Origin of the sequence: Roseibium algae, assembly GCF_037783265.1 — a bacterium.
Taxonomy (GTDB): Bacteria; Pseudomonadota; Alphaproteobacteria; order Rhizobiales; family Stappiaceae; genus Roseibium; species Roseibium algae.
Window position 1 is genome coordinate 230,384 of sequence record NZ_JBAKIA010000004.1, and the last position, 24,140, is coordinate 254,523.

Below are 24,140 nucleotides of genomic sequence, written 5' to 3' on the forward strand. Positions count from 1 at the left end.
GCCCGCCGTGTCCTAGCTGGAAAAGCGATCGAGACAGTATGACACCTGCTTCTTTAGACCTAACAATTCTGGCCGTTCTAGCGCCCTTCGCGGCTGCTGCCATTGCGCCTTTCCTGACATCGATCTTCCGTCAAAACGCTGCCTGGGTTCTGGCTGCCGTCCCGGCTGCGATCTTCTATCATTTCACCGGCTATATCGCGCCGGTTTCCGAAGGTCAGACGTTTACGCCTGCTCTGGAATGGGCGCCGAGTTATGGCATCAATCTGTCGTTCTATATTGACGGCCTGTCGACGCTGTTCGCGCTACTGATCTCAGGTATCGGTACGCTGATCATTCTCTATGCCGGTGGGTATCTGAACGGCCATCCGCAGCAGGGCAGGTTCTTCTCGTTTCTGTTCCTGTTTATGGGCGCGATGCTCGGGCTGGTCACCGGGAACAATCTGATTACGCTGTTTATCTTCTGGGAACTGACATCCATCACATCCTTCCTGCTGATCGGCTTTGATCATCTGCGCGCAGCCTCGCGCCGCGCTGCGATCCAGGCTCTGGTTGTTACAGGTGGCGGCGGTCTGTCACTTCTGGCGGCGTTTATCCTGATTATCGGCGCGACTGGCGAAATCGAGATGTCATCGCTGTTGTCCAACCCGGATGTGATCAAGGACAGCGGTCTGTATCTGCCGATATTCATTCTGGTCATGGGCGGCGCGTTCACCAAGTCAGCCCAGTTCCCGTTCCATTTCTGGCTCCCAAATGCCATGGAAGCACCGACCCCGGTGTCCGCATTCCTGCATTCTGCGACCATGGTGAAAGCTGGTGTCTATCTGCTGATGCGGATGCATCCGCTGTTGGGCGAGACGGAGCTTTGGACCACGGTGTTGCCGCTGTTTGGCGGCGCGACGCTTCTGGTCGGCACCATTTTGGCAATACGCCAGACGGATCTGAAATTGATGCTGGCCTACACCACGGTTGCCTCACTTGGTCTGCTGGTCATGCTGGTTGGCACCAGTTGGGAAAAAGCTCTGGAAGGTGCTGTGCTTTATCTGCTGGCGCATTCCCTCTTTAAGGGCGCGCTGTTCATGGTCGCCGGAGTGATCGATCATGAGACCGGAACGCGTGATATCACCAAGCTGGGCGGCTTGCGCGGTTCAATGCCGATTACGTTCGCAGCAGCCGGTTTGGCGGCGCTGTCCATGTGTGGTCTTCCCCCTTTCATCGGCTTCATTGCAAAGGAAGTGATGTATGAAGGCACATGGACCATGGGCCCAGGTGCGCTTTGGGTCACTGCCACGGCTGTTCTGGGCAATGCGATGATGCTGGTGATTGCCGCCGCCATCGCAATCAAGCCATTCTTTGGACCAAAAGTCGACACGCCAAAACATGCCCATGACGGACCAGTCCTGTTGATTGCCGGTCCGGTCGTTCTGGCACTGGTCGGCCTTGCTGCGGCGCTCTTTACTCACTTCACGGGCGAGTTTTTCATCGGCCCTATGTTGTCGTCGCTGACCGGCAGCACGATGAATGTCTCGCTGCATCTCTATCCGACTTACATCAGTGCTCCGTTGATCTTGTCGGTCACTACTGTGGCTCTTGGCATCGTGCTGTATTGGCAGCTGGATCGTCTGCGTGCGATCATTGCCAGTGTGCTCAGGGCGATCGGTTGGGGCCCGGACAAGGGCTTTGACCAATTCGTCTCCGGCATCGTGGCCTTTTCGACAGTTTTTACCCGGCTTGTGCAAGCCGGAAAAATGCAGACCTATATGATGCTGATCTTCGGCTTTACAGCCGCTGCGGTTCTGGTGCCATTGTTCACGGCTGGAGGCATGCCGGACATGCCTGCCATGCCGGTCTATGCCTTTTATGAGTGGGGTATTCTACTCATTGCGTTTCTCGGGCTTGTGGCTGTTTTGATTGCCAAGACCCGCCTGACAGCGATTGTCTCCCTCGGTATCCAGGGCTTTGCAGTCGCCTTGATCTTCATGCTGTTCGGTGCGCCGGACCTGAGTTTCACACAGTTCATGGTGGAAACGTTGTCGGTGGTGATCCTGGCGCTTGTCATGACCCGATTGAACCTTGCCCCGCGTGATCATCGTTCGCCTGCCTCGGCCATTGTCACCGGCGCGATTGCAGCTGGTGTCGGTGTGGGCATTGCCTTGACGTTGATGGCGATCACGCAGCAACCGTTTGACAGCCGCCTGTCTGATTTCTTCACAGCCTATAGCCGCACGATTGCTCATGGCCGGAATATCGTCAACGTGATCATCGTTGACTTCCGCGGCTTTGATACCCTCGGCGAAATTGCGGTTGTCGTGCTGACAGGGCTCTGTGTGCTGGCTCTGATCCGGATCAAGACCAAACCGGATAATGATACGCCGGACGAAAGTGCCGCTGTCGAGGCACTTTCCAAGCCTGTGGAGGCACGCTGATGCGTACGATAATTTTCCGCACGATCGCGCCCTATCTGGCCGCCCTGATGATCCTGTTTTCGATCTTCGTGCTTTTGCGTGGCCACAACGAGCCAGGCGGCGGCTTTATTGGCGGGTTGATCGCAGCCTCTGCCTTGGCCATCTACGGGATTGCCTGCGGGGTTGCTGCCGTGCGCCGCTCCATCGTGGTGCATCCCATGAACCTGGCAGCTTTCGGGCTGTTCATCGCGGCGCTTGCCGGGGTGCCGTCGTTGTTCTTGCGCCAGAGCTTCATGACCAGTCAGTGGCTCTCGTTCCACTTCTTTGACGTGGACGTCGACCTGTCTACCCCGATGGTTTTTGACATCGGCGTCTATTTCGTTGTTGTGGGGGCGATTTCTTCGATTGCCCTGGCCCTGGAAGAAAGGGAGAGCGACTGATGGAAACCGGTCTTTCGGTCCTGATCGGGCTTTTCTTCGCCGTATCTGTCTACCTGATGCTTTCGAAGCAGCTGGTGCGGATGCTGCTTGGCATCGCCATCCTGGGCAATGCGGTCAATCTGATGATCTTCACTGCCGGTCGTTTGACCCGTGAAGTGCCGCCCTTGATCCCGCTAGAGCTTTATACGCCCAATGTGGCAACCGCCAATCCTTTGCCTCAGGCCCTTGTTCTGACGGCTATTGTGATTTCTTTCTCCTTCTTCGCGTTCCTTCTGGTGCTGACCTTTCGCGCCTATCAGGAACTGGGTACGGATGATGCCAATGAAATGCGTATCGCCGAACCCATCGATGAACCAGCACCGCCACAAGGGTACTGATCTCCATGGCCGGGTCCTCCGTTTCCGTTGATATTTCTCAGGCGATGATCACTGCGCCGGTGTCTGCCGGTGACTGGCTTTTGGTCGCGCCGTCGCTGCTGACGATCCTGGGCGGATCGCTGTGTTTGATGACACGCAAGAACACCAAGGCTCAGCCGAAAGTCGGTTTGATCTTCCTGGTCTTGCTGGTCGCTGCAAACTTCGGGCTTTTGGTGCGGGTGCTCGACAAGGGCGTCATCACCATGGTGATGGGCAATTGGTTGCCACCCTTCGGCATTGCCTTCACCGCAGATGCCCTTGGAGTGACCCTGGCCCTGGTCGGGTCCATTGTTGCTCTTTGTGCCGGGATCTACGGCAGCGTCACCATTCAGGCAACGGAGCGTCGTTACGGATTCTATCCTTTCCTCCTGTTCCTGATGACTGGTGTCTCCGGGGCTTTCCTGACGGGCGATATATTTAACCTCTACGTTTGGTTCGAGGTGCTTCTGATCTCATCCTACGGGCTGTTGGTGCTGGGCAATGACCGGCTGCAGCTCGATGGGTCAGTGAAATACGGTATCTTGAACCTGATCGGCACCAACCTGTTCCTGATTGCGACGGGCTTGCTCTATGGCATGTTCGGCACGCTCAACATGGCTGATCTTGCCATGAAGGTGGCGGCGCTCGAGAGTGGGGCTTCTGGCCCACTGGCGACGATTGCCGCATTGTACTTCCTGGCCTTTGCGATGAAAGCAGCGGCCTTCCCGGTGAACTTCTGGCTGCCAGCTTCCTACCACACGCCAAACATCGTGGTCTCTGCTGTTTTTGCAGGGCTTCTGACCAAGGTCGGCGTTTATGCCATGATCCGCGTGTTCGTGCTGTTGCTGCCTGGATCTCGTGACTATATGGCCGATTTGATCGCAGTGGTGGCGATTGCAACCATGATGACCGGGGCAATGGGCGCACTCGCGCAAAGCGAGGTTCGACGCGTCTTGGGATATCTTGTGATTGTGGGCATCGGGGCCATGCTGGCCGGTGTTGCTGTTGGCTCTATCTTGGCGATTTCCGGCGCGATTTTCTACGCAGTGCATTCCATCATCGTCATGACAGCGCTTTATATGGCTGCTGGCGTTATGAATATGCTGGGTGGTTCTTACAAGCTGCGCGAACTTGGCGGGCTTTATGGTATCAGCCCGGTCTTTGCAGCTGTGTTTCTCGTGCTCGGCTTCGCAGTGTCCGGTTTGCCGCCGTTCTCGGGCTTCTGGCCGAAAATAATGCTGGTCGATGCAGCTTTTGATGATGGTCGATACCTTCTTGCCGGTGCAATTCTGGTGTCCGGCTTCCTGACCACTTTGGCAATTGGCCGGGTCTGGATCTTCGCCTTCTGGCGCGGTGGTCCGGAGGGTACAGCAGATGGTACGGTGATCGAGCGTGTTGTGCCTGCCCCGCAACTGACGTCTGCCGGTATCTGGATCCCGCTTGGTGTCTTGACCGCATTGGTGATTTACCTCGGACTGCAACCTGAGTGGATGCTCCAGCTGGTTACGCGCGGGGCAAGTGGTGTGGTCGAGCCATTCGGCTATGTACGTTCAGTCTTCGGAGGTCTGTGATGACCGGTTTGTTTCTGATCAACATTCTTATGGCGCTCGCCTGGGGCGCCGTCACCGGAAGCTTTACGGTCGTCAATCTCGTCTTCGGTTTCGTGCTCTCGACAGCAGCTCTCTATCTCATTCGTGAGCAGGTAGGCACTGGTAAGTATTTCAGGCGTGTAGGTCTGGCCATTGGGCTTGCCGTCTTGTTTATCTACGAGCTGGTTCTGTCCGCCTGGCGCGTCACGATGATCGTGATCCAGCCCAAAATCGATCTCCAGCCCGGCATTATTGCCTATCCGCTGACGGTTGATAAGGATTTCGAGATCACCATGCTTGCCAATCTGATCACGCTGACACCCGGCACCTTGTCTGTGGATGTGTCAGAAGATCGTAAGATCCTATATGTGCACTGCATTGATGTGCCTGATCCTCAAAGCACGATCGATGACATCAAAAATGGTTTTGAGCGCAAGATCCTGGAGGTGTTCCGATGACACCGATTGAGGCCTTTGCAGACACATTTCTGGATGTCTGTGTCCATATTTCGCTGGCAGTTTTGACTGTGTCTCTGGTCCTGATCGTATATCGCACGGTCAAAGGTCCGACGCTTCCGGACCGAATTGTTGCCCTGGATATGTTGGTTGCTGTGGGTATTGGCTTCATCGCTGCAATAGGCGTTCTGACCGATTACTATCTCTACATCGATATTGCGATCACACTTGGCCTTGTCGGCTTCTTGGCAACTGTGGCGTTTGCACGCTTTGTCCTGAACCGTGGCACTGCAGGAGACGAAACCATCATGCAGGAAGTCAAGGAAAGCATTGAACGTCGGGAGGCAGGTCAATGATTGCTGCAGTAGTCGATATTATCGTAGGCCTGATGTTGGTAGCAGGCGCGCTGTTCGCGCTTGTAGCCTCTGTTGGTCTTCTGCGTCTCAAGGATGTTTACATGCGGATGCATGCAGCATCCAAGGCCGGAACTCTGGGCTCTGGCGTTATGCTGTTAGCTCTTGCTGTGTATGCAGGAGAGATAGATGTTGTCACCCGCGCGATTGCCGGGGTTGTCTTCTTCCTCCTGACGGCGCCTCTGTCTGCACATCTTTTGGCGAAAGCGGCTTATTCAGTCGGTTACCGACCCTGTGCTGACACAAAGATTGACGCACTAAAGGACGTGCTGCAGCCAGATAGGTAGTTGTTAAGAACCTAATTTTGCCTTGTTTGTAAGTTTGAGAACCTGTTGATTAAAAATAGTCTCAAGTTTCACAGGTTGTTTTTTGCGACTAATATTTCCCAATGTTGCTCTTTTATTGAAATATTACTGTATTTATCAGGTTTCGGGGGTTGTCGAAGCGATTTTATAGCGATATAAATTCCTAATCGTGACCAGCTAAGTAGATTCAGACAAATTTTGTTCCACTTTATAGTATAAACTATTTGTGTTGCAATTTTAGGCAAGAAACGTGGTTGGATCCAACGAATAGCATTCCTGATCTTATTAAAATACAGGTGAAAAATGACTGATAGTCCGGTGGATAATATTCTCATTGACCTGACAGCTGACATCGTTTCTGCATACGTAAGCAACAATACCGTGGCATCTACAGATTTGCCGAACCTTATTAATGAGGTTTACGGTGCGCTTCAGCGGACTTCTACGGCGTCTCATGAGCCTGAGCCAGAACCGCTCAAGCCTGCTGTTCCGATCAAGAAGTCGGTCATGGCCGATTACATCATTTGTCTGGAAGACGGCAAAAAATTCAAATCGCTGAAGCGTCATTTGCGTACGCATTATGACATGACACCGGAAGAGTACCGCGAAAAGTGGGACCTCCCGAGCGATTACCCAATGGTTGCTCCCAACTACGCAGCAGCTCGTTCAGAGCTTGCGAAGAAGATGGGTCTTGGCCAGCAGCGCAAGCGCTCGAAGTAATTTGAAATTGATTCATGGCGACTTGATTTAGCCGCTTTGCTCCTCGAAGAGGCCGCCCGATTAGGGCGGCCTTTTTCGTTTTGCAAGTTCCTTCGTTGTTGGATATCCGAGGAGTGAATTTCGCTTTCCCATTTTAAGGTTGTTGGTAAACTTATCCCTAACCCTGACTTGCATTGCTACAATGTAGGAAAATAAGCCTATTCAAGGCTGTGCCTTCGTTTTATAGCAATGGAGAAAAGCGATGAACTCCTGTTGGCGGACAATTATCCCTCACGCTGCAATTTGCCGACCTGGGAATCTGATCAGGCTATTGGCAGACAACCGGACTGCCGCACATTTGCATTTGGCGGAGGGGTATGTTGCCCGGGCCTATTGCATCCGGCCGGAAGACCTCTACCAAAAGACCCGCGGTCGTGCCCATGTTGCCGAAGCCAGGCATTTGGTCATGTATCTCTCACATGTCGAAATCGGTATGCGTCTTATTGAGGTTGCCAGACGATACAATCGGGATCGATCGACTGTCGCCTATGCCTGCCGACGTATCGAAGATGGGCGGGATGATCCATCATTTGACATGATGGTTTGCCAGATAGAACAGCTGATCTCCATGCGCGATGAAAGTTCTGTTCCAGCCATAGGTGGAGCCATTCAATGAGCAAGGCGGGAGGACCTTACACCACCGGTAGCAAGGAGCTGTTGTTGCTGTTGAAGTCGCTCGCCAGACCGGGTGCCGTCCTAACGCATTTGATTGATGGGTGCGCTGATCAAAACTGGTGTGTGCGGCGATCCGATGGCAAGATGGCAGGCCATGTCAATGAAGCAGTGATGACGGCCCTCCGCCGCAGAGACCTGTTGGAGCGGCGACAAGAGGACTACGTCTTGTCACAAACGGGCAGACAGTGCTTGCGACGATGGCTTAGCGAAGGCGATGGTTTTTTGGACCAGCACCGTGAGCTTTCGACGGTGAATTTCAAAACCGAATCTGGTGCTGGTCATTCAGTCAGCCAGGTGAATCTGGCGGAGAGCCCGCTCGCCTGGCTTGCCAGTCGGAAAGACCGAAAAGGAAAAGCTCTTCTCGATCCCGCACAGATTGAAGCGGGGGAGCGTCTGCGGGCTGATTATGGTTTCGCTCGGCTGATGCCGACTTTATCGGCAGGCTGGAGGGTTGGGGATGTCCGTGGTTCTGGTGGGGCATCTGGTAGATCAGCAGATCTATCAGACGATGTGATCGCGGCAAGACAGCGCATCGAGGGTGTCCTTAAAGACGTTGAGCCGGTCTTGTCGACCTTGCTGATCGATGTTTGCTGTCATTTGAAAGGGCTGGAGGTGGTTGAGGCAGAACGCGGCTGGCCTGCTCGCTCTGGCAAGGTGGTGCTTCAGATCGCCCTCACCAGCCTGGCAACAAGATATGGCTACCGCGCGGTGGCAGGCAAGGGCACAGGCCGTATCCGTTCAGCGCATATGAACTGATAGGAAACCTAGACTGCTGCCGAGGCTGCCTCTGCATCAGAGCGAATGCGCCCAACCATGGATCTCAGGCCATTGGAGCGCTGTGGCGTCAGGTGTTCCTGCAGGCCAAGCTTGGCGAATACCCCATCGACATCAATGTCGAGGATATCGGTTGCGGTCTTGCCGGAGAAGAGGGCAAGCGTAATGGCAACCAGTCCCTGGACAATCAGCGCATCGCTGTCACCGCGATAGGTAATAATTGTTTGGCCGTCTGTATTTTTGGTCAGTTCGGTCACAAGCCAGACTTGAGAAACACAGCCACGGACCTTGTTGGCTTCGGTTTTTTCGTCATCGGGGAGCGCAGGCAACTCCTTGCCGAGATCGATCAGATATTTGTAGCGATCCTCCCAGTCGTCGAGGAAGTCGAAGCTTTCAAGAATGTCATCGAGTGTGCTGGTCATGTCGCCCTTGATAAGTCGTCGCTTTGAATGCGTTGCCGATCTTCTGCCTGATATAGCTTCCATGGGGCGACTTGCAAATCACTCAGCTTAGATTCCATGCAAAATTTGATCTGAGCGGACTATGGGGAAGAAATATCCGTTGGAGCATGAACCCAAAACGATTTCCCTAACCCCAAGGTGCTGGAGTTTAGGCGATGTCAAAAAAACCGTCGCAAATGGAAGGGGTAGCCATCCATTTGCGACGTAGCAGAATAATCCGCTGTAGTTTTACCGTCTTCCGACTTTCTGTCTGGCTGTGGCCATTTTGAGCGTCGGACAAGCGGGGCGCAAACTACCGTTTTTCGGGAGAGGAGGTCACTTCCCCTGATCAACGGCCCCTCGGGCGATCTAGCTCGCGCGAGGGTTGGGCCGTGGTATTGGCCCAATCTGGAAATTGGGAACGAATTTTGTTGCTGTTTCAGTTCCCTGCCAAGGCACTGTTTTGTCTTCATCGGTTAATGTGCCCGAAACGACAGTGCCGGTTGTTAGAGTATCTTCAGATGCAGTACCGGAGATCAGCGCTGCGCTCTTTTCAAGGAGCGGCAGATCGGTGCCGTCATTCTTTGCGACCTGGGTGTCGAGGAATTCGTAAACAATCCGTGCTCCGTCACGAGCCTGAGCGCCAATTGCTGCAAGTGCGTTGCCGCCTGTTTCACAAGCACCTGGATTGCGGTTACAAAATCCGCCCAGATCGGAGACAGTTTCCTGAGCTGCAAAAAAAGCTGCAATTGGATCAATTTTTTCTTTGGACACGGTGTCACTGTTTGAACCCAGAGGGATCAGAACAAGGACCAGTGTCAGCCAGAATGCGGTTCTCATAAGAAAGAACATGTTGCTACCCTTACGTTCTAGTCGATCTACGAAGCTCTCCGCACCAGGTGGCTTCGTTTTGTTGTGAGGGCAATCTAGCAGTGACATCCCAAGGCCGAGTTGAGTCGAACAGCCCAATTTTCATCAAATGAAACAGGTGTTTGAGGCAAATTTTCAGCAAAATTGATTCAAATTTTATCTAATTTGGCCCAACTGCCCGTTTCATAACGATTTTTATGGCTTGAAGGGCAGATAGAATTTTATCCTTTATCGTTCCTTAAGTGGTCGGCGGCCAAAATAAAGACAATAGTTGGATCCATTCGCCCGCGTATTGGGCTTGGAAGTGTGTCGTGCGTAACCACTTGTCGAAATTATCCGGACTGGCTGACAGTCTCCGTTCCCAAATCAGGGGATTGGTGCATCCTGCAGCTCTTGGCGATCCCTTGCAGGAGCCGCGCCATGCGTCGTTCCTGATTGGGTGCCTGGGAAGTGGGACTGCTGCCTTGCTGGTCCTTCCTTTGCATCTTGCCCTGTTTGGATCGACCAGCCTACCGGTTGCCCTTGTTCTGGCCTGGATGCTGGCTCAATGGCCTTTGGCTCTGTATTTGTCCCAAACGGGACATTTGCAACGGGCTCATGCATGTTTGGCTTTCCTCTTTGTGAGCTTTTTGACGGGCCTTTGCGCCTTTACGGGCGGGCTAACGTCATTTGCGTTGATCTGGTTTGCTGTCGTGCCGATGGAAGCCGCATTGTCTGGATCCCGGAAAGTGATTCTTGGCTCTGCAGCTCTCTGTGTGGCCATGATCGGCGCACTCGCAGTCTTTGCGAATGGTCAAGCCTTCTTCGTGCTGCCAACTCCCTCTGCCATGGTGATATCTGCTTTGGCTGCCAGTCTTTACATGGCGGTACTGGCCTTGCGGTTGGCATTTGATCAGAAGCGTGTGCGCCGCGCTGTGCAGAATGGCAAGGAGCGTCTGCGACAGTTGAATGATGCGGCGACGGATGTTGTCTGTGCCGTGGAGAGCGACGGAACGGCTACAGTGCTTGGTGGGCCGTTTGAAGCGATTTTGGGGCTGTCCCAGCGTCAGGCCCGCGGTGACTGGCTGTTCCAGCGGGTTCATGTGTCTGATCGTCCGCTTTATCTGACGCAGCTTGCAGATGCCCGCAGCGGAATGGATGTTCAGCCTGTCGAACTCCGCTTGCGCAGGGGAGCAAGCACTCCAGGTGAGCAAGGCGCTGCAGAATATATCTGGATAGGTCTGCATTTCCGCCAACCTGCGTCGAGTGAAGCCTCCTCGAAGTTGAGACTGACACTGCAGGATATATCTGCTCGCAAGGCCGGTGATGAAGATCTGCGCCGGGCACGTCGGGATGCCGAAGAAGCGTCGTTTGCCAAAACGCGATTTATTGCCAGTGCAAGCCATGAATTGCGCACGCCGTTGAATGCGATCATCGGCTTTTCAGATATGTTGCGCACCATGCAGGGGGACAGGACGGCTGCTGGCCAGAGCCGTGAGTATGCTGAGCTCATTCACAAGTCCGGCCTGCACCTGCTTCAGGTCGTGGATGATATTCTGGATACGTCACGCATTGAAACCGGTCACATGGAGCTTTCCATCGAACCTGTAGATCTGGCAGCCTGTCTGGAAAGTTGTCGGGCGATGATGGCCCCGATCGCCGATTTGGCTGGGGTCGAATTGAGGTTCCCGCGAAAGGAAGGCCTGCCGCTGTTGCCTGCAGATCGTCGTGCCTTGAAGCAGATCGTGATCAACCTGATTACCAATGCAATCAAGTTCAGCCCAAAGGGCAGCGAAGTGTCTGTGGATGTCCGCCGTGGCGGATCTTTCATGGTCATTGAGGTGCAGGATTGCGGTATTGGCATTCCAGCGCATATGATCGAAAAGCTCGGCCAGCCATTCGTTCGCATTGAAACAGAGAACGCTGAAGTCGAACCGGGTAGTGGCCTTGGGTTGTCAATCGTCAAGGGGCTTGCAGAGCTGCACGGCGGTGCTCTGGTTCTTGAAGGCCGTTCTGGAAAAGGAACACGAGCTTTGGTGCGCTTGCCTGCTGCGGCAGTCAAAACAGGCACCACCCCAGATGCGACACTACCGAATTCAGGATATGCACCCGTTGCTGACAAGGCGTCACTGGTGGACATGATGGACAGGGGAACGTTCGTCGCTTCGACGAGGCCAAACCTCGCCAAAAGCGCATGAGCGGAAGATAGAAGATGGCGCGCGGCAAGAAAGCTGACATTGACTTTGACGACGAGGATGAAGGCGGCGATGGCATGATCGCTCGTGCCGGTGGCATTGCGCGCGACAATCCTGTTGCGGCCGGCGGTGCGGTTGTGATGGCCCTGACCGGATGCTTGATCGTTGCCAATGCACTCAGCCTCCAGCCCATGCGCCATCCAGCGCCGCTCTTCTCGACCCGCGACCGTCCGCAGGCAATAGAGCCTGAGAGCAAGACCGAGGCAAATGTACCTGTTGCTTCAGCTCTTGTTCTGGATGTGCAAAGAGAAATGCGCCGTATTGGCGTTTATAGAGGGCCGCTGGACGGGCTGCCCGGGCCTGCAACTGAAATGGCTATCCGGCAAATTCAGCGTCTTCAGGGGCAGCCTGAAACAGGCATCGCAACGCAAGCACTGCTGGCTGTGATCATGTTGCAAGGAAATAGAAGTGTTGAGGCCGCAACAACCTCGACGACAGCAATGCCGGCATTGCCAAGGCCAAAGCCACACGCTGGATATGTGCAATCCACCAGTGTTCCAGTACCCGAGCCGATTGTCGTCGCGCCGGAAAATATGCGGTTTGCAAAAATTCAGCAGCTTCTGGCTGACCTTGGCTATGGGCCATTGAGAGCCGATGGGGTTCTGGGCGAGAATACATCTGCTGCGATCCGCAGGTTTGAGCTGGACCGTGGCTTGCCGATCACCGGTGATCTTGGTCCAAAGGTGATTGAGCGTCTGGAAATGGTCAGTGGTTCCAAACTGAACTAGACCCTTTTCAAAACCTGCTTGAAACCATCTGGGCCTCCTGTGACGCTTCGTGCTGACCACTGGGCTCATCATGTTCTTCCTGAACCTGAAGGCCAGCACCATGCGCGTAACGTCTGATTTCTTTGTGACGGCTCTTGTGCGCCGGATCTTCGCCGAAGCCGGTTTTGCGGCGATCCAGAAAAAAGGTTCGCCGGAAGCTGGCGCTATTTTCATTGCGGTAGACAGGCTTGATGGCACCTATGATTTTTACGGACCTGCTCCTCAGGCGATGTTCGTCGAGCAACCGGAAGGGCGGCTGTTTGAAAAGGTCCTTAGCATCGTGCCGCGCGAAGACATCACCGCGCGCCTCTTGAAGGAAGCGAGGATGGATCCGGATTACTGGCATGTGGAGATAGAGGCCCCTGGCGGTAAAATCGACCTGCCGTTGGCCGAGGATGAACCTGACAAGGGGCCGGATCTTTTCTTCAAACGCTAAATTTTGAATCCAGGCCACTTGCGCCCGTTTCGGGTGCCTTAAACCAAGGCGGCTCTAGCCGATACGCAGGAGCTTTTCGATGTCGTTGATTTCCTGCCAGAGCGTCTCAGTTGGCTTGCGGGCAGGGCGGCTGTCCTGATGAAGTGGCTGATGCTGTGTTGAGGGTTTATCTGCTGCCGTGCTTTCCACGGAAATCCAGCGGTTGACCAGTATCATCGCTGCGCCATCCGTGATGTTTCTGAACACGTCGATGAGCGTGCGCAGGTTCCCAAGAGAGGTTCTGTCGCCCAGATGCCGAACCATGACTTGGCCGGCACGGGCGCTCTTGAAGCCTAGAGCCTTCAAGCTGATCGCCAGGGTCTCGCCGCTGTCTCTGATGAGAGCATAGCGGGTGAAGTCTTCTGGCAGGCTGAGGGCATAGGCCAGTTCCCGGGCAAATTCATCAGGACTGTCTGCCATGGCACTGTGGTGCAAATGGTTGAGCAGTCGCGGTTTGAACACGGCGCGCGCTGGCTTGTGGGATCCGCTTCTGGTCAGGTCGACAAGATTGGCCAGTTCGGCTGCTGCTATGGCCTCATTGCGCATCTCACCACTGAGGCGGCAAAAGTGCCCCATCAAATGGTTGGATGAAATCGCATCGCGGTTGCGCAGTTCATCGCCAAACATCGCGAGCACTCCGGGCCGCTTGCACAGACTGGCTACGAGTGCATCACTTAGGTTAACGTCAGTCCGGTTCATCAAGGCGGAGATCACGTCAAGGCTACCGTTCTCAGCAAGAGCCTGAAGCACTGGTGCGCTCAAATCACTTTGCTCGACAATGGCTTTGCAGAGACTGTCTGCACCACTGCGGGCCTGTTGTGTCAATATTTCTTCGCTCAGGTAGGCAGTGTTGCGCAGCACCGGGTAGGCCGTCAGCGTGTCCTCGTCTGCGGCCAGGGCCGACAACAGTTCTTGTGGTGCACAGGGATGCCGTACCAAAATGCTGGCGACGTGCCGTCTGTCCTCAATGCGGGTCTGCGGCAAAAGGTTCAGCGCTAGCTCGCGGTAGATTGCGATTTCACGGGCGTCATGGGTTTCGCGGCTGACAAAAAGCTCCGTGGCAGTCAGCAAGACTGCATCAGAGCTAGAGTTGGCGCGTCGAGATGTGCTGGGCACGCTCGACGAATTGTCGGACAAACAGGTCATGGCTCTCAATTACGCAATACTGACAGCTGAGCGAACGGTCGCTGTTCTATTCCTAAAATTAAACCAAAACCATTAGCACACTATTAACCCTGCTCGCCGCCTAATCAAATTCTGAGAAGAGTATTGCGTCACCCATTTGAACCATCTCCCCGCTGCCATTTGGTGTCGATCGGGAGAGGAACCGAAGGAGGAGACGATGGGCACACTGTTGGACTTCGCATCAGCGCCAAGACCCCAGTCGAGCATCACCGCCAGACGAAACATGCCAAAAAGAGGCGCTTCAGCCCCCATTGGGGAAGTTGTCCTCTTTCCAGGTGTGCGATACGAGCATGAGGCCCTTGATCTGGCCGCAAGAATCGGAACCATCGGGAGATCAGCCGGATCCGGCGCCTCCGACCAGGACTGACTCCTGTTATCAGGACCAATTCTTGCACGATGGTGCTTTCTCCGGCCGCCAGCGGCTCATTCATTCCAGGTCTAGATTTGATCTGGGTGAACGCCGATCTTGAAGTCATTTCGAGATCTTCAAGACCCTGGCGTCAAGTTGCGGAGAAGGCCCAATGGGCAGTACGTCAGCGTCTAGGCTGGAACTAATGGACCTGCCGAAACGGCTCAAACACTTTTGTGCTGTGAGAGCAGCCTTGGGCGCAGCTGCCCTGATGGTTGTTCTGATCGGCGGATGCAGTCGGCCGACCGGAGATTTCGACCGCGCAGCACCAAGCGTTATCCATGACAAGGTTATGCCTGCCGCAGGAGAAGTTTCTGCACGCTATCGCGGCGATCCGGTATCCAAGTTCAATTTGACCGATGACGAAGAGCTCTTGCGCAACAGGGGCTGGGGCCTTATCCGCCCCCCCTGGACCAAGGACTGGATCGGCGGGACGATCGTGGAGCTGTCACGCACCCGCATCCTGCCGGAAGTCGAGGGCAGAGTACCGGTCGATCTTTATTACATCTTCTTGAGCTCTGACAAATTCCGCTCCAGCAATGCCCGCTATGACCGTGTTGCAGCCGATGCGACGGGAGATGCCAAACTCGTCTGGCCGTTCTGCGAAGTGGCGCTGCGGGTTCAAAAGGCTGACAAGGAGCGCTTGCGCGTTTTGTCCAACAAGCCTCTGACGACAGAAGAGATGTACGCTGGCGCCAAGGCCAGGGTCTGGGAGAACCGAATGATGATCTCCTGGGTCGGTCAGGCCCTGCGGTATCGTATCAAGGCCTATCAGAAGGCGGTCAGCAGCCTGGAAATCGAAACCCCATCTGCCAACCGGCTCTGGAAAACCAACACGGCGATCCGAACCCTTGAAGGTGAAGTGCGTCTGGCTGAAAACGGTTGCGACAGCGAGAAGCGCTTCGGCGACAACACAAACAACAAACGTTCCCGGATTTTCACCGGCTGGGGCACCGAACGCCCGCCGCCCGTAAAGTGAGCGGGGAAAGTGATGACTGGTGCGACGTGTATTTCTCGGATCGTGCTGCTAGCTCTTCTTCTGGTAGACTGTGACACTTGACCTCTCTGTGAATTTTTCGCTGATGTGATAAGCGATTCATCATGAGGTTTGCGCACACTCCATCACCGAACCTTAGACGACCGGCATGGCTTGCTATGCTTGCGTGGATCTTACTTGTCCCATTCCTTGCGTTTGGTGGGTTGGCAAATGGCACGATGCTGTCGCGTGATAACGGCGGCGAGGTCGGGATTGTCATCTGCACAGGTGGCGGTTCGTTCCGGGTGGTCCTTGATGCGAATGGCGCGGCTCAGCCGGTGTCTGATCAGGACGATGAACATGACGGGGTGCATTGTGACTGGAGCCTCCATGCGAAGCCCTATCTAGCGTCGTATGAGATCGTGGCTATCGATCCAGCGCTCATTGCCTTGGTCACCTTAGTTTGGACTTCAATACCCTCAGATCACGCCCTGGTTCCTCGGCGGTTTTTTGTTCGCGGTCCTCCAAAAGACGATTGAAGCATAAATATCAAAGAAAATATTCAGCACATTGAATCAGAGGCTTGGCCAATCGTGGCTTGGCGTCGATCTGGGTTCGCTATTCGTCGACAGCAGACTGATTGTGCTGAGTGCTCAGATTCTCAGATTTTTGGAGACGACCCATGAAAGATTTTCTCGACCGCCGAAGCGTTCTCGCGCTTGGCACCGGCCTGTCAGCTGCTGCAGCGACATTCCCTGTCTTGGCTGGCAGCGCCAATGCCCCTAAGGAGACTTCTCAGGATTCTCATCAACGCATGATGAGGACGATAGCTGCTGATGCGCCTGTGGTGTCCATGATGATCTATCCCAAGATGGTCGCGCTCGATCTGATTGGGCCAATGACTGTGTTCAGCATCATGCGTTGTAATATTGAGCTTGTGTGGAAAGGTCGTAGCCCTGTCTCCACGGACGTCGGCATACCATTTTCAGCCACACATACCTTTGAAGAGGCAAGCCGGACGCCCGACATTCTTTTTGTCCCAGGTGGCATTCTGGGAACGATTGATTGCATGAATGACACCCAAGTCATCGACTACTTGGCCGAACGTGGTGAGCGGGCGGGCTGGGTGACTAGCGTTTGCACAGGGAGTCTGGTTCTTGGCGGTGCGGGGTTGCTTGAAGGCCGCAATGCGACTTCGCATTGGGGTGTCGCAAACCTTTTGCCCATGCTCGGCGCGCACCACGTTGATGAGCGCGTGGTTCAAGACGGCAACAGGATCACAGGTGGCGGCGTAACGGCCGGGATTGACTTCGGTCTTCGGCTCGCCGCGATGATCAAGGACGAGGAAACAGCGAGGCGTGTGCAGCTTATCATGGAATACGCACCAGAACCTCCGTTTGAAAACGGTACGCCAGCGCAGGCGGGGGCCGCACGCATGGAAACTATGTTGGCACGCCGCTCGACGATGGATGCCATGGCCAAGGTGGCGGCACAAAAAGCAGGGAAGCGACTGGGCACGCTCTAGGTATTCGGTCCCGGCTTTGTGCCGGGATTTCGCCTTCTATTGATAGGCCCGGGTCTATGTCGGGATAACAAAGGCGCAGGACTTGCCAGTTGCACAGCTGTGAACTTAGCTGTTGGTCAACTCCGCAAGATGCTCAGCCATTCGTTGGGCGACCTGATGGGGCCCGGTCTTGTCACGACGGCGCTCGATCACCGAGTAGGAGATTTCCGGCAGCTGCGGGAGTGCGTTGTCAGGCAATGGCGGCAGGCCGAGCCCCAACTCGGTCCGGCATGTGATGCCCAGGCCTGCCTGGACGGCGGCTCGAAGGCCGTCGAGACTTGGTGTGGTGAGCGCGATGCGCCAGGGCCGCCCGACAGCATCCCGGCCAAACGCAGTGGGTGACGGGATCAGTGGGGCAAAGGCCTTTCCGAGACTTGCGCTCCTGCCGATGTGGCCTCGGATCAAGTCTGGGGTGGCGATAGAGAGGAGGATTGACCGATGTCTCTCCTAGCGCTTTAGCGAGATGCGGTGCTTATCCCAAGAAGCCGCAATAGGCGGTGCTAAGGGCAGATTCCACGTCCTGTCGCTGATAGGCGTGGGGGGAGAAGGCTCTAAGCAGGGCGAAACCATTGGTATCTTCGACCTCGATCACGATCAGGTCTTCCAGATCATCTGGCGGATTTTGGCGTAAGATGGACAATTGCTGTGGTGTCAGCAGCAGCATGGACAGGATGTCTGATCCAGCTGTCCGGTTGTTCAGGCTGTAGACCGCTTCACCGACCTCATTGAACAGCCCGATGGACCAGAAGGGCACGGGAATCGCAGCGGTGAACAGCACCGGTCCATCCTCCAGCCTGAACCGGCATGCTGCGTGTTGCATGGATGGATCCAGCGCAGGCAGAGGTTCAGCTCCGGCAACCACGTCTGGCAACAGGTTGAAGCTGCGATCGGGGCCGAAGTCAGCAATATCCTCATAAGCGCTGTGGCTGACGTTGTCGGGAACCGTCAGGACCACGAGGATATGCACGACGATGGCAAGGCTGAAGGTTGCCACCAGGCCGACTGTCCAGGCGAGGCGTGGAGGCAGGGTCATGTGGCCAATATCATGGACAGGCCAGCCTTTCGATTTTAGGCATGACCGCACCGCGGAGTGCGGAACCGGTGGTGATCGGTGTGTCATAAAGCCGGACGGTGAACATCAGGTCATTTTCAGTCGATGGATTGGCTGTCAGCGGCAGCCAGTTGCCCGAATGGGGACTTGAAGCTGCGGTGATGTTGAAGCTGCCATCTTCGCTGTGCAGAATTTGGCCGCTGTTGAGGGAGGACCTGTCGGCCAGGGTTTTCATCAGTCGGCCATTTGCATCCGTTGCGGTCAAGGTCCACAGCCGCGCTGTCGGCGTCCTGCCAGATATGCTGTAGATGCAGGCTGGATCGAGTGAGGCGCCAGCGCTGTCTGTCCGGGCCGTCAAGGCCAGTCCTTCGCCTGAGGCAAGCGGAACACGGGCGCTGCGGGTGTAAATGGCGACCGAATAGGGATCAGCCTCCGAGGTGCCTGCTTTCGGATAGGCTGACCAGGGGCCGATGTTGACGGCCAGAAAGGGCCGTTCTCGTTCAATCAAAACATAGGCTGAGGCAATGCCGAGCATGGATCCGGCAAATAAGACCAAAAGGATCGTGGCCAGTGTCCGCACGGGCGTTGCACGGCGCGGCCTGAGGATCTCCGGCAAGTCCGGATCCGTCCAGCCGGCCTCGGCAAACCTAGGGGCTAGGGAACGACGATGCAGTGTCAAACGCTGCGGAATGTTCATTGGGCAGCTGCCACATCAGTGGGGGGGGAGGTCTTCTCCGGCTGAATGGCAGCCACTGGGCCAATGGCCGTCAGCGCCTTGCCTATGTCTTTCAGGACCTGTTGCGTTTGACGGTTCAAAATGCGCGGTTGGGGTCGGTTTCTTTCAGAGTCCTTGATCGCCATCTTGGGGAAGCGCGGAAGGTCTGCTGCATCAACCCCTGGCATGGGCACAAGATCGATATCCCGGTGGGCATATTCCATGAATGTCTGCCAGGCCACGGCGGGCAAGCTGCCACCGGTGACACGGCGCGTAGATGTGAAATCATCATTGCCGAACCAGACCGCAGCCGTGAAATTGCCGGTATAGCCAACAAACCAGGCATCGCGATAGGCCGATGTGGTGCCGGTTTTACCTGCAGCCACCACGCCATCAACTTGGGCCCTGCGCCCGGTGCCAGCTTCCACCACATTGACCAGGATCTCATTCATTTCATTTACCTTGTCGGCAGGCAGCACCCGGACCGGCTCAGGCTCGTCCCGTACACGGTCATACAACACAGTACCTGCACTGTTCTTGACTTCCAAAATGGCATAGGGCGTCGCCTTCAGGCCGCCATTGGCAAAGGTGGAATAGGAGGCGGCCATGTCAATGATCGATACGTCAGAGGCACCAAGTGGCAAGGATTTGGAAATTTTGAGCTCATGAGAGATGCCCATGGCATAGGCGATCTCGACGATCTTGTCCCGTCCGATGGCCTGGGCCAGGCGAACCGGCACCGTGTTGATTGATTTGGTCAGGGCCAGTTTCAGGCTCACAGGACCACGATAGCTTCGGCCATAGTTGCGCGGGCTCCAGCCTCCGATGGTGATTGGGCGATCCGGAACTATGCTGTCCTTGGAGTACCCATTCATGAAGGCGGTCATATAGACGAAGGGCTTGAACGCGGAGCCGGGCTGACGCAACGCGTTGACGGCCCGGTTGAATTGGCTGTCGCCATAAGAGTTTCCGCCAACCATGGCTACGACTGCGCCATCAGGCACCATGGCTGTCATGGCCGCTTCATCAACGTCCCGTGCCTTGCCGTTTTCGCGAAGGGTGGTTTCAATCGCCATGTCCGCTTGCCGTTGCAAAGCCGGGTCAAGGGTGGTGCGCACGGTGACGATCCGGTCCCGGGCCAGCGCTGGGTTTCTACGAGCCATATTCTTGACTTCGTCGAGCGCCCAGTCGAGGAAATACTCTGGCAGCCGGTCTTGTGACCGGTCTACGGCAATCGCGGGATTTCGCCTTGCGCCGATCACCTGGCCTTCACTTAAGAAACCGGCTTGCACCATGTTGGTCAGAACTTCATTGGCGCGTGCGCGGGCCGCAGGCAAATTCACGTGGGGGGCATATTTGGTCGGGGCCTTGTAAAGCCCGGCCAGCATGGCGCTTTCAGCCAGTGTCAGCTCGCGGACGTTTTTGTTGAAGTAGAATTCTGCGGCAGCCGTTACGCCGAAGACACCGCCGCCCATATAGGCACGGTCCAGATAGAGCTTGAGGATTTCCTGTTTGGTCAGGTTCGCTTCCAGCCAAAGCGCCAGATAGGCTTCCTTGATCTTGCGGCCGAGCGTACGTTCATTGCTGAGAAACAGGTTTTTGGCGAGCTGCTGGGTCAGGGAGGAGCCACCCTGGACGACGCCGCCGGCGCGGGCATTTTCGACCATGGCGCGGAAGGTGCCCAGGATGTCGATGCCAAAGTGCGTGAAGAAGCGCCGGTCTTCGGTCGCCAGCGTTGCCTTGATCATGTTTTCGGGAATTTCAGTCAGAGGCACGGTGTCGTTCAAGACAATGCCACGCTTGCCGATTTCCTTGCCGAACCGGTCGAGGAAAGTAACCGCGAAATCATCGGTGGTGCGCCAGTCCGTATAACGGGTCGCCTCAAAGGCGGGTTGGGCAAAGGCCAGCACAATGACGAGGCCGACGGTGCCCCAGGTGAAGCCTTCTGAGCCCAGTTCTGCCAGCGCACGCCAGAAGCCGCGCGCCCGAAACCGGCGCAGAAAGGAATCATAGCGCTCGAAGATGATCCGGATGGTGCTTCCCAGATGCCATAAAATGGTATCCACAAAAGCATCAATGGACAGGAAAAACTGCCCTATTGTCCGGCGTTGTCTTGGAGCCTTCTGGAGGTTTTTCTGGTGCGCTTCTTCGGCAGTTTGTGCAGAGTTGGCAGAGCGCACGTTTTCCGTGCCAGCGGCGGACTTACCGTCCGGCTCTAATGGTGTTGGTGTGTTATTGTCTTCCGTCACCGGACAAGGTCCTGCTTGCTGCCGAGCGCTGAACCATGATAGGCCGCGCCAACCAATTTGTCCCAAAGGAACTCGAAACCGCCGATGAAATCAATCGTCTCGCCGGAAAATCCCGATAGCCAACCGTTTTGGAAGGCAAAAACTCTGGATCAAATGAACCAGAGTGAGTGGGAATCATTGTGCGATGGCTGCGGTCGCTGTTGCCTGAACAAGTTGGAAGACTGGGAAACTGGTGCGATTGTCTGGACAGATGTCGCTTGCGAACTGCTTGATGGGTCGACATGCCGCTGCAAGGATTATGTAAATCGCGCCGCAACGGTACCTGATTGCATTCAGCTGACGGTCTCCGAGGTCAAGGAGTTGACCTGGTTGCCACCCACCTGCGGTTACCGCCTGATACGTGATGGCGAGGATCTTTACTGGTGGCATCCCCTGATTTCAGGCGACCCGGATACGGTTCACCAAGCTGGTATTTCGGTCAAGGATCGAACGGTCAGTGAAGTCAATGTGAGCGTTGAAGAGTTTGAGGCACATGTTGTCAGTTGGCCGGAAGAGACGCCAGAGTGCTAAAGTTCGAACTCCTAAGCCGATGCCGAGAATTCAAATCCACCAATTTCTCACTTTTATAGACTGAAAGCGCCTCCATGAATTTTCGTGCTGGAGTGAGCACATCAGTTCTGCTTTGTCCGACGATCAAATATACAGCTTTTGATTGGTTTATCGATTTAAGGTGCATATTTTAAGTTTAAAATTATAGGTTTATTGATTGGTAAATTTGATTATGAATTTATCCTGTTGGGCTACATAAAATTCATTAGTATATAATTTTTTACTATTTGGCGGTGCTGGTGGGTGTGTTGTATTGAATAAATAAAAATAGTGAATTTAAGTGTTTTTAAATGTAATAACGCCAAATTTGTTTCAGTCGTCGGCTTCATTGCTGAAGAAACTGGTTAGGGGAGTTGATAAAAATGAAAATTAGCAATCCATTTCTAAATGACGTTGGCGCAATGTGGACCGCAATTGGTCAGTCGCATGCGACGATTGAATTTAAACCTGATGGAACAATCATCAGGGCAAATGAAAATTTTTTGAATTGCCTAGGTTATGAACTCAGCGAGATTCAAGGCAAGCACCATAGAATTTTTGTTGATCCGGCCTACGCCAACAGCCCAGAGTATGAGAAGTTCTGGAAAAGCTTGGCATCAGGAACATACAGCTCAGCTGAGTTCGAACGCTTCAGGAAAGATGGACAGGGTGTCTGGATCCAGGCGTCTTACAATCCGGTGCTTGGTGCTGGTGGCAAGGTTGTCAAAGTGGTCAAGATTGCTGTCGACATTACCGAACAAAAGCTCAAGGAAGCTGAGGTCAATGGTCAGATAGAGGCGATCAATCGATCGCAGGCCGTGATCGAGTTTGAGCTTGATGGAACGATCATTAACGCAAATGCCAATTTCCTATCAGCTTTGGGATACCGCCTGGATGAGATCAAGGGCCAACATCACAGAATGTTTGTGCAGCCCAGCGAAGCCTCTGCGCCGGAATATGCATCGTTCTGGAATGCGCTGCGCAGCGGTGAATTTCAGGCCGGTGAATACAAACGAATTGGCAAGGGCGGAAATGAAATTTGGATTCAGGCAACGTATAACCCGATTTATGATCCAAACGGCAATCCCGTTAAGGTTGTGAAATTCGCAAGTGATATTACCGAACAGATGCAGCACCGGCTGAGACGTCGTGACATTCAAAAGGAAATCGATACCGATCTGGGTGATTTGGATGAAGTGATCTCATTGGCAAACGGCCAGGCGTCCAGCGCGTCTAGCGCTTCGTCTCAGGCATCTTCGAGTGTGCAGACTGTTGCTGCGGCTTCAGAGGAGCTTGTCGCTTCGATCGCCGAAATCAGCCGTCAGGTGTCTCAAGCTATGGAGATTTCGGAAAGCGCCGTCGCCAAAGCGGATAGTTCAAGCCAAATCATGTCTCAGCTTGCATCAGATTCACAAAAGATCGGTGAAGTGATCGAACTTATCGAAAACATTGCCAATCAGACAAATTTGCTTGCACTAAACGCAACCATTGAGGCTGCGCGCGCAGGTGAGGCGGGTAAAGGCTTCGCCGTTGTGGCGTCGGAAGTTAAAAGCCTTGCTTCGCAAACCAGCAAGGCAACGGAAGACATTCGTGGTCAGATTGAATCGGTTCAAAATTCGACCAATCAATCCGAAGAGGCGATTGGCTCAATTCTGCAGATCATCCGGGAACTTTCCGACATTTCCTCTGGAATTGCATCTGCTGTCGAGGAGCAATCTTCTGTGACCCAGGAGATCTCCAGCAACATGCAAATGGCGGCTCAGGGCGTTCAGTCAATCACGCAAAACCTCGAAGAGATATCTAGCTCGACCGGTCAGGTGCAAGAGGTCGTACACAAGGTGCGTCAATCGTCCCAGTCACTTGGTTGAGTTTATTGGTTCGGCATAGGGGAGCGAGAACTTCATTGCGGCTCCTCTTGATTGACTGCTCTGTTTAAAACCAAGACCTGCTCCATGATTTCGACATAAAAATCGCCACCTGTCTGTTGAAGCAGTCAGGTGGCGATTTTCGTTTTGGCGTCACAGGTGGGAGGTCCTGATCAGCTGGCAGACCTGAACTGTTCAGGTGCCATACAGGTGACATTCACGAGTTCGCCCGGCTGATGAGGCCGGAGGAGGAGGCGAACTTTATACGTGGCCTGCGCAATTCACGCGCCCTTGGGAGACGGTTTCAAGCATAGGCGTCTTTCCCTGTTTTCTAAGTGCTTGTCAGAATTAACAAGCATTTCTGCGGAATATATCTTGGGAGGGTATGTATTCCACAAATTTATATTCAATCGTAATGTGCTTAATGTCGAATGATATTTGTAATGTATTGTGGAAAGGTGCGATTTTTCTAAACGATCCGTAAATAAGGCCATGCCGTTAAAGCTTCATATCACTTGCCGAAGGCGCGCGCGGATATGTCATTC

Annotated in this window: 26 protein-coding genes; 19 read left to right on the forward strand and 7 right to left on the reverse strand. The window is 54.5% G+C overall.

The window, feature by feature from the left end; genetic code table 11:
* Positions 1-38 precede the first annotated feature (38 nt).
* From V6575_RS07410 to V6575_RS07455, 10 genes are all read left to right on the forward strand, one after another.
* Entirely contained in the window at positions 39-2,423 is a 2,385-nt protein-coding gene (locus V6575_RS07410; protein WP_340273604.1) for a putative monovalent cation/H+ antiporter subunit A, read from the forward strand.
* The gene (locus V6575_RS07415) at positions 2,423-2,842 is read left to right on the forward strand and encodes a Na+/H+ antiporter subunit B (protein WP_340273605.1); all 420 of its coding nucleotides are present in this window, start codon (positions 2,423-2,425) and stop codon (positions 2,840-2,842) included. The genes V6575_RS07410 and V6575_RS07415 overlap by 1 nt, the downstream gene beginning before the upstream one ends.
* A complete protein-coding gene (locus tag V6575_RS07420) occupies positions 2,842-3,219 on the forward strand; it encodes a Na+/H+ antiporter subunit C (RefSeq protein WP_340273606.1) in 378 nt (125 codons plus the stop codon). The genes V6575_RS07415 and V6575_RS07420 overlap by 1 nt, the downstream gene beginning before the upstream one ends.
* 5 nt (positions 3,220-3,224) lie before the next feature.
* The gene (locus tag V6575_RS07425; RefSeq protein WP_340273607.1) at positions 3,225-4,808 is read left to right on the forward strand and encodes a Na+/H+ antiporter subunit D; all 1,584 of its coding nucleotides are present in this window, start codon (positions 3,225-3,227) and stop codon (positions 4,806-4,808) included.
* Positions 4,808-5,284 carry a Na+/H+ antiporter subunit E gene (locus tag V6575_RS07430; protein WP_340273608.1) on the forward strand — a complete coding sequence of 159 codons (477 nt, stop codon included), beginning with the start codon at positions 4,808-4,810 and terminating at the stop codon, positions 5,282-5,284. The genes V6575_RS07425 and V6575_RS07430 overlap by 1 nt, the downstream gene beginning before the upstream one ends.
* A complete protein-coding gene (locus tag V6575_RS07435) occupies positions 5,281-5,637 on the forward strand; it encodes a cation:proton antiporter (protein ID WP_340273609.1) in 357 nt (118 codons plus the stop codon). Before V6575_RS07430 ends, V6575_RS07435 begins: the two co-directional genes overlap by 4 nt.
* The gene (gene mnhG, locus V6575_RS07440; RefSeq protein WP_340273610.1) at positions 5,634-5,981 is read left to right on the forward strand and encodes a monovalent cation/H(+) antiporter subunit G; all 348 of its coding nucleotides are present in this window, start codon (positions 5,634-5,636) and stop codon (positions 5,979-5,981) included. The genes V6575_RS07435 and mnhG overlap by 4 nt, the downstream gene beginning before the upstream one ends.
* A gap of 321 nt (positions 5,982-6,302) precedes the next feature.
* Positions 6,303-6,719, forward strand: a complete 417-nt coding sequence (locus V6575_RS07445) for a Ros/MucR family transcriptional regulator (RefSeq protein ID WP_340273611.1) — start codon at positions 6,303-6,305, stop codon at positions 6,717-6,719.
* Positions 6,720-6,960: 241 nt separating this feature from the next.
* A complete protein-coding gene (locus tag V6575_RS07450; RefSeq protein WP_340273612.1) occupies positions 6,961-7,374 on the forward strand; it encodes a helix-turn-helix domain-containing protein in 414 nt (137 codons plus the stop codon).
* A complete protein-coding gene (locus tag V6575_RS07455; protein WP_340273613.1) occupies positions 7,371-8,189 on the forward strand; it encodes a DUF6456 domain-containing protein in 819 nt (272 codons plus the stop codon). The genes V6575_RS07450 and V6575_RS07455 overlap by 4 nt, the downstream gene beginning before the upstream one ends.
* Before the next feature lie 8 nt (positions 8,190-8,197).
* On the opposite strand, the gene V6575_RS07460 is transcribed toward V6575_RS07455, so the two are convergent.
* Together V6575_RS07460 and V6575_RS07465 are read right to left on the reverse strand one after the other, a co-directional pair.
* Complete coding sequence (locus V6575_RS07460) at positions 8,198-8,629, reverse strand: SufE family protein (protein WP_340273614.1); 432 nt, start codon at positions 8,627-8,629, stop codon at positions 8,198-8,200.
* A gap of 387 nt (positions 8,630-9,016) precedes the next feature.
* Positions 9,017-9,499 carry a DUF5330 domain-containing protein gene (locus tag V6575_RS07465; RefSeq protein ID WP_340273615.1) on the reverse strand — a complete coding sequence of 161 codons (483 nt, stop codon included), beginning with the start codon at positions 9,497-9,499 and terminating at the stop codon, positions 9,017-9,019.
* A 329-nt stretch (positions 9,500-9,828) separates the two neighbouring features.
* Here V6575_RS07465 and V6575_RS07470 point away from each other — a divergent pair, with 329 nt between their 5' ends.
* The 3 genes from V6575_RS07470 to V6575_RS07480 all read left to right on the forward strand — a co-directional run bounded on the left by V6575_RS07470 (position 9,829) and on the right by V6575_RS07480 (position 12,954).
* Positions 9,829-11,694 (forward strand): sensor histidine kinase, encoded by a 1,866-nt coding sequence (locus V6575_RS07470; RefSeq protein ID WP_340273616.1) that lies wholly within the window; start codon positions 9,829-9,831, stop codon positions 11,692-11,694.
* 14 nt (positions 11,695-11,708) lie between these two features.
* The gene (locus V6575_RS07475; protein ID WP_340273617.1) at positions 11,709-12,479 is read left to right on the forward strand and encodes a peptidoglycan-binding domain-containing protein; all 771 of its coding nucleotides are present in this window, start codon (positions 11,709-11,711) and stop codon (positions 12,477-12,479) included.
* Positions 12,480-12,549: 70 nt separating this feature from the next.
* Complete coding sequence (locus tag V6575_RS07480; RefSeq protein WP_340273619.1) at positions 12,550-12,954, forward strand: DUF1491 family protein; 405 nt, start codon at positions 12,550-12,552, stop codon at positions 12,952-12,954.
* Between the two features lie 54 nt (positions 12,955-13,008).
* Here the strand turns inward: V6575_RS07480 and V6575_RS07485 are convergent, their stop codons facing one another.
* Positions 13,009-14,139 (reverse strand): DUF2336 domain-containing protein, encoded by a 1,131-nt coding sequence (locus tag V6575_RS07485; RefSeq protein WP_340273620.1) that lies wholly within the window; start codon positions 14,137-14,139, stop codon positions 13,009-13,011.
* A 196-nt stretch (positions 14,140-14,335) separates the two neighbouring features.
* On the opposite strand from V6575_RS07485, the gene V6575_RS07490 reads away from it, so the two are divergent.
* From V6575_RS07490 to V6575_RS07505, 4 genes are all read left to right on the forward strand, one after another.
* Entirely contained in the window at positions 14,336-14,545 is a 210-nt protein-coding gene (locus V6575_RS07490; RefSeq protein WP_340273621.1) for a hypothetical protein, read from the forward strand.
* Positions 14,546-14,699: 154 nt separating this feature from the next.
* Positions 14,700-15,566 (forward strand): hypothetical protein, encoded by an 867-nt coding sequence (locus V6575_RS07495; protein ID WP_340273622.1) that lies wholly within the window; start codon positions 14,700-14,702, stop codon positions 15,564-15,566.
* A 176-nt stretch (positions 15,567-15,742) separates the two neighbouring features.
* Positions 15,743-16,102, forward strand: coding sequence for a DUF2946 family protein (locus V6575_RS07500; protein ID WP_340273623.1), 360 nt, complete (start codon positions 15,743-15,745; stop codon positions 16,100-16,102).
* Positions 16,103-16,245: 143 nt separating this feature from the next.
* Complete coding sequence (locus tag V6575_RS07505) at positions 16,246-17,088, forward strand: DJ-1/PfpI family protein (protein ID WP_340273624.1); 843 nt, start codon at positions 16,246-16,248, stop codon at positions 17,086-17,088.
* A 105-nt stretch (positions 17,089-17,193) separates the two neighbouring features.
* Here V6575_RS07505 and V6575_RS07510 read toward each other — a convergent pair whose 3' ends face one another.
* The 4 genes from V6575_RS07510 to V6575_RS07525 form a co-directional block, all read right to left on the reverse strand.
* Entirely contained in the window at positions 17,194-17,532 is a 339-nt protein-coding gene (locus tag V6575_RS07510; protein ID WP_340273625.1) for a hypothetical protein, read from the reverse strand.
* A gap of 67 nt (positions 17,533-17,599) precedes the next feature.
* Entirely contained in the window at positions 17,600-18,160 is a 561-nt protein-coding gene (locus tag V6575_RS07515; RefSeq protein ID WP_340273627.1) for a DUF1254 domain-containing protein, read from the reverse strand.
* A 10-nt stretch (positions 18,161-18,170) separates the two neighbouring features.
* Entirely contained in the window at positions 18,171-18,875 is a 705-nt protein-coding gene (locus V6575_RS07520) for a DUF1214 domain-containing protein (RefSeq protein ID WP_340273628.1), read from the reverse strand.
* Entirely contained in the window at positions 18,872-21,142 is a 2,271-nt protein-coding gene (locus V6575_RS07525) for a transglycosylase domain-containing protein (protein ID WP_422785538.1), read from the reverse strand. Before V6575_RS07525 ends, V6575_RS07520 begins: the two co-directional genes overlap by 4 nt.
* A gap of 84 nt (positions 21,143-21,226) precedes the next feature.
* Between V6575_RS07525 and V6575_RS07530 the strand changes: the two genes are divergently transcribed.
* Both V6575_RS07530 and V6575_RS07535 read left to right on the forward strand, forming a co-directional pair.
* The gene (locus tag V6575_RS07530) at positions 21,227-21,712 is read left to right on the forward strand and encodes a YcgN family cysteine cluster protein (RefSeq protein ID WP_340273629.1); all 486 of its coding nucleotides are present in this window, start codon (positions 21,227-21,229) and stop codon (positions 21,710-21,712) included.
* 401 nt (positions 21,713-22,113) lie between these two features.
* A complete protein-coding gene (locus V6575_RS07535) occupies positions 22,114-23,598 on the forward strand; it encodes a methyl-accepting chemotaxis protein (RefSeq protein WP_340273630.1) in 1,485 nt (494 codons plus the stop codon).
* Positions 23,599-24,140 lie beyond the last annotated feature (542 nt).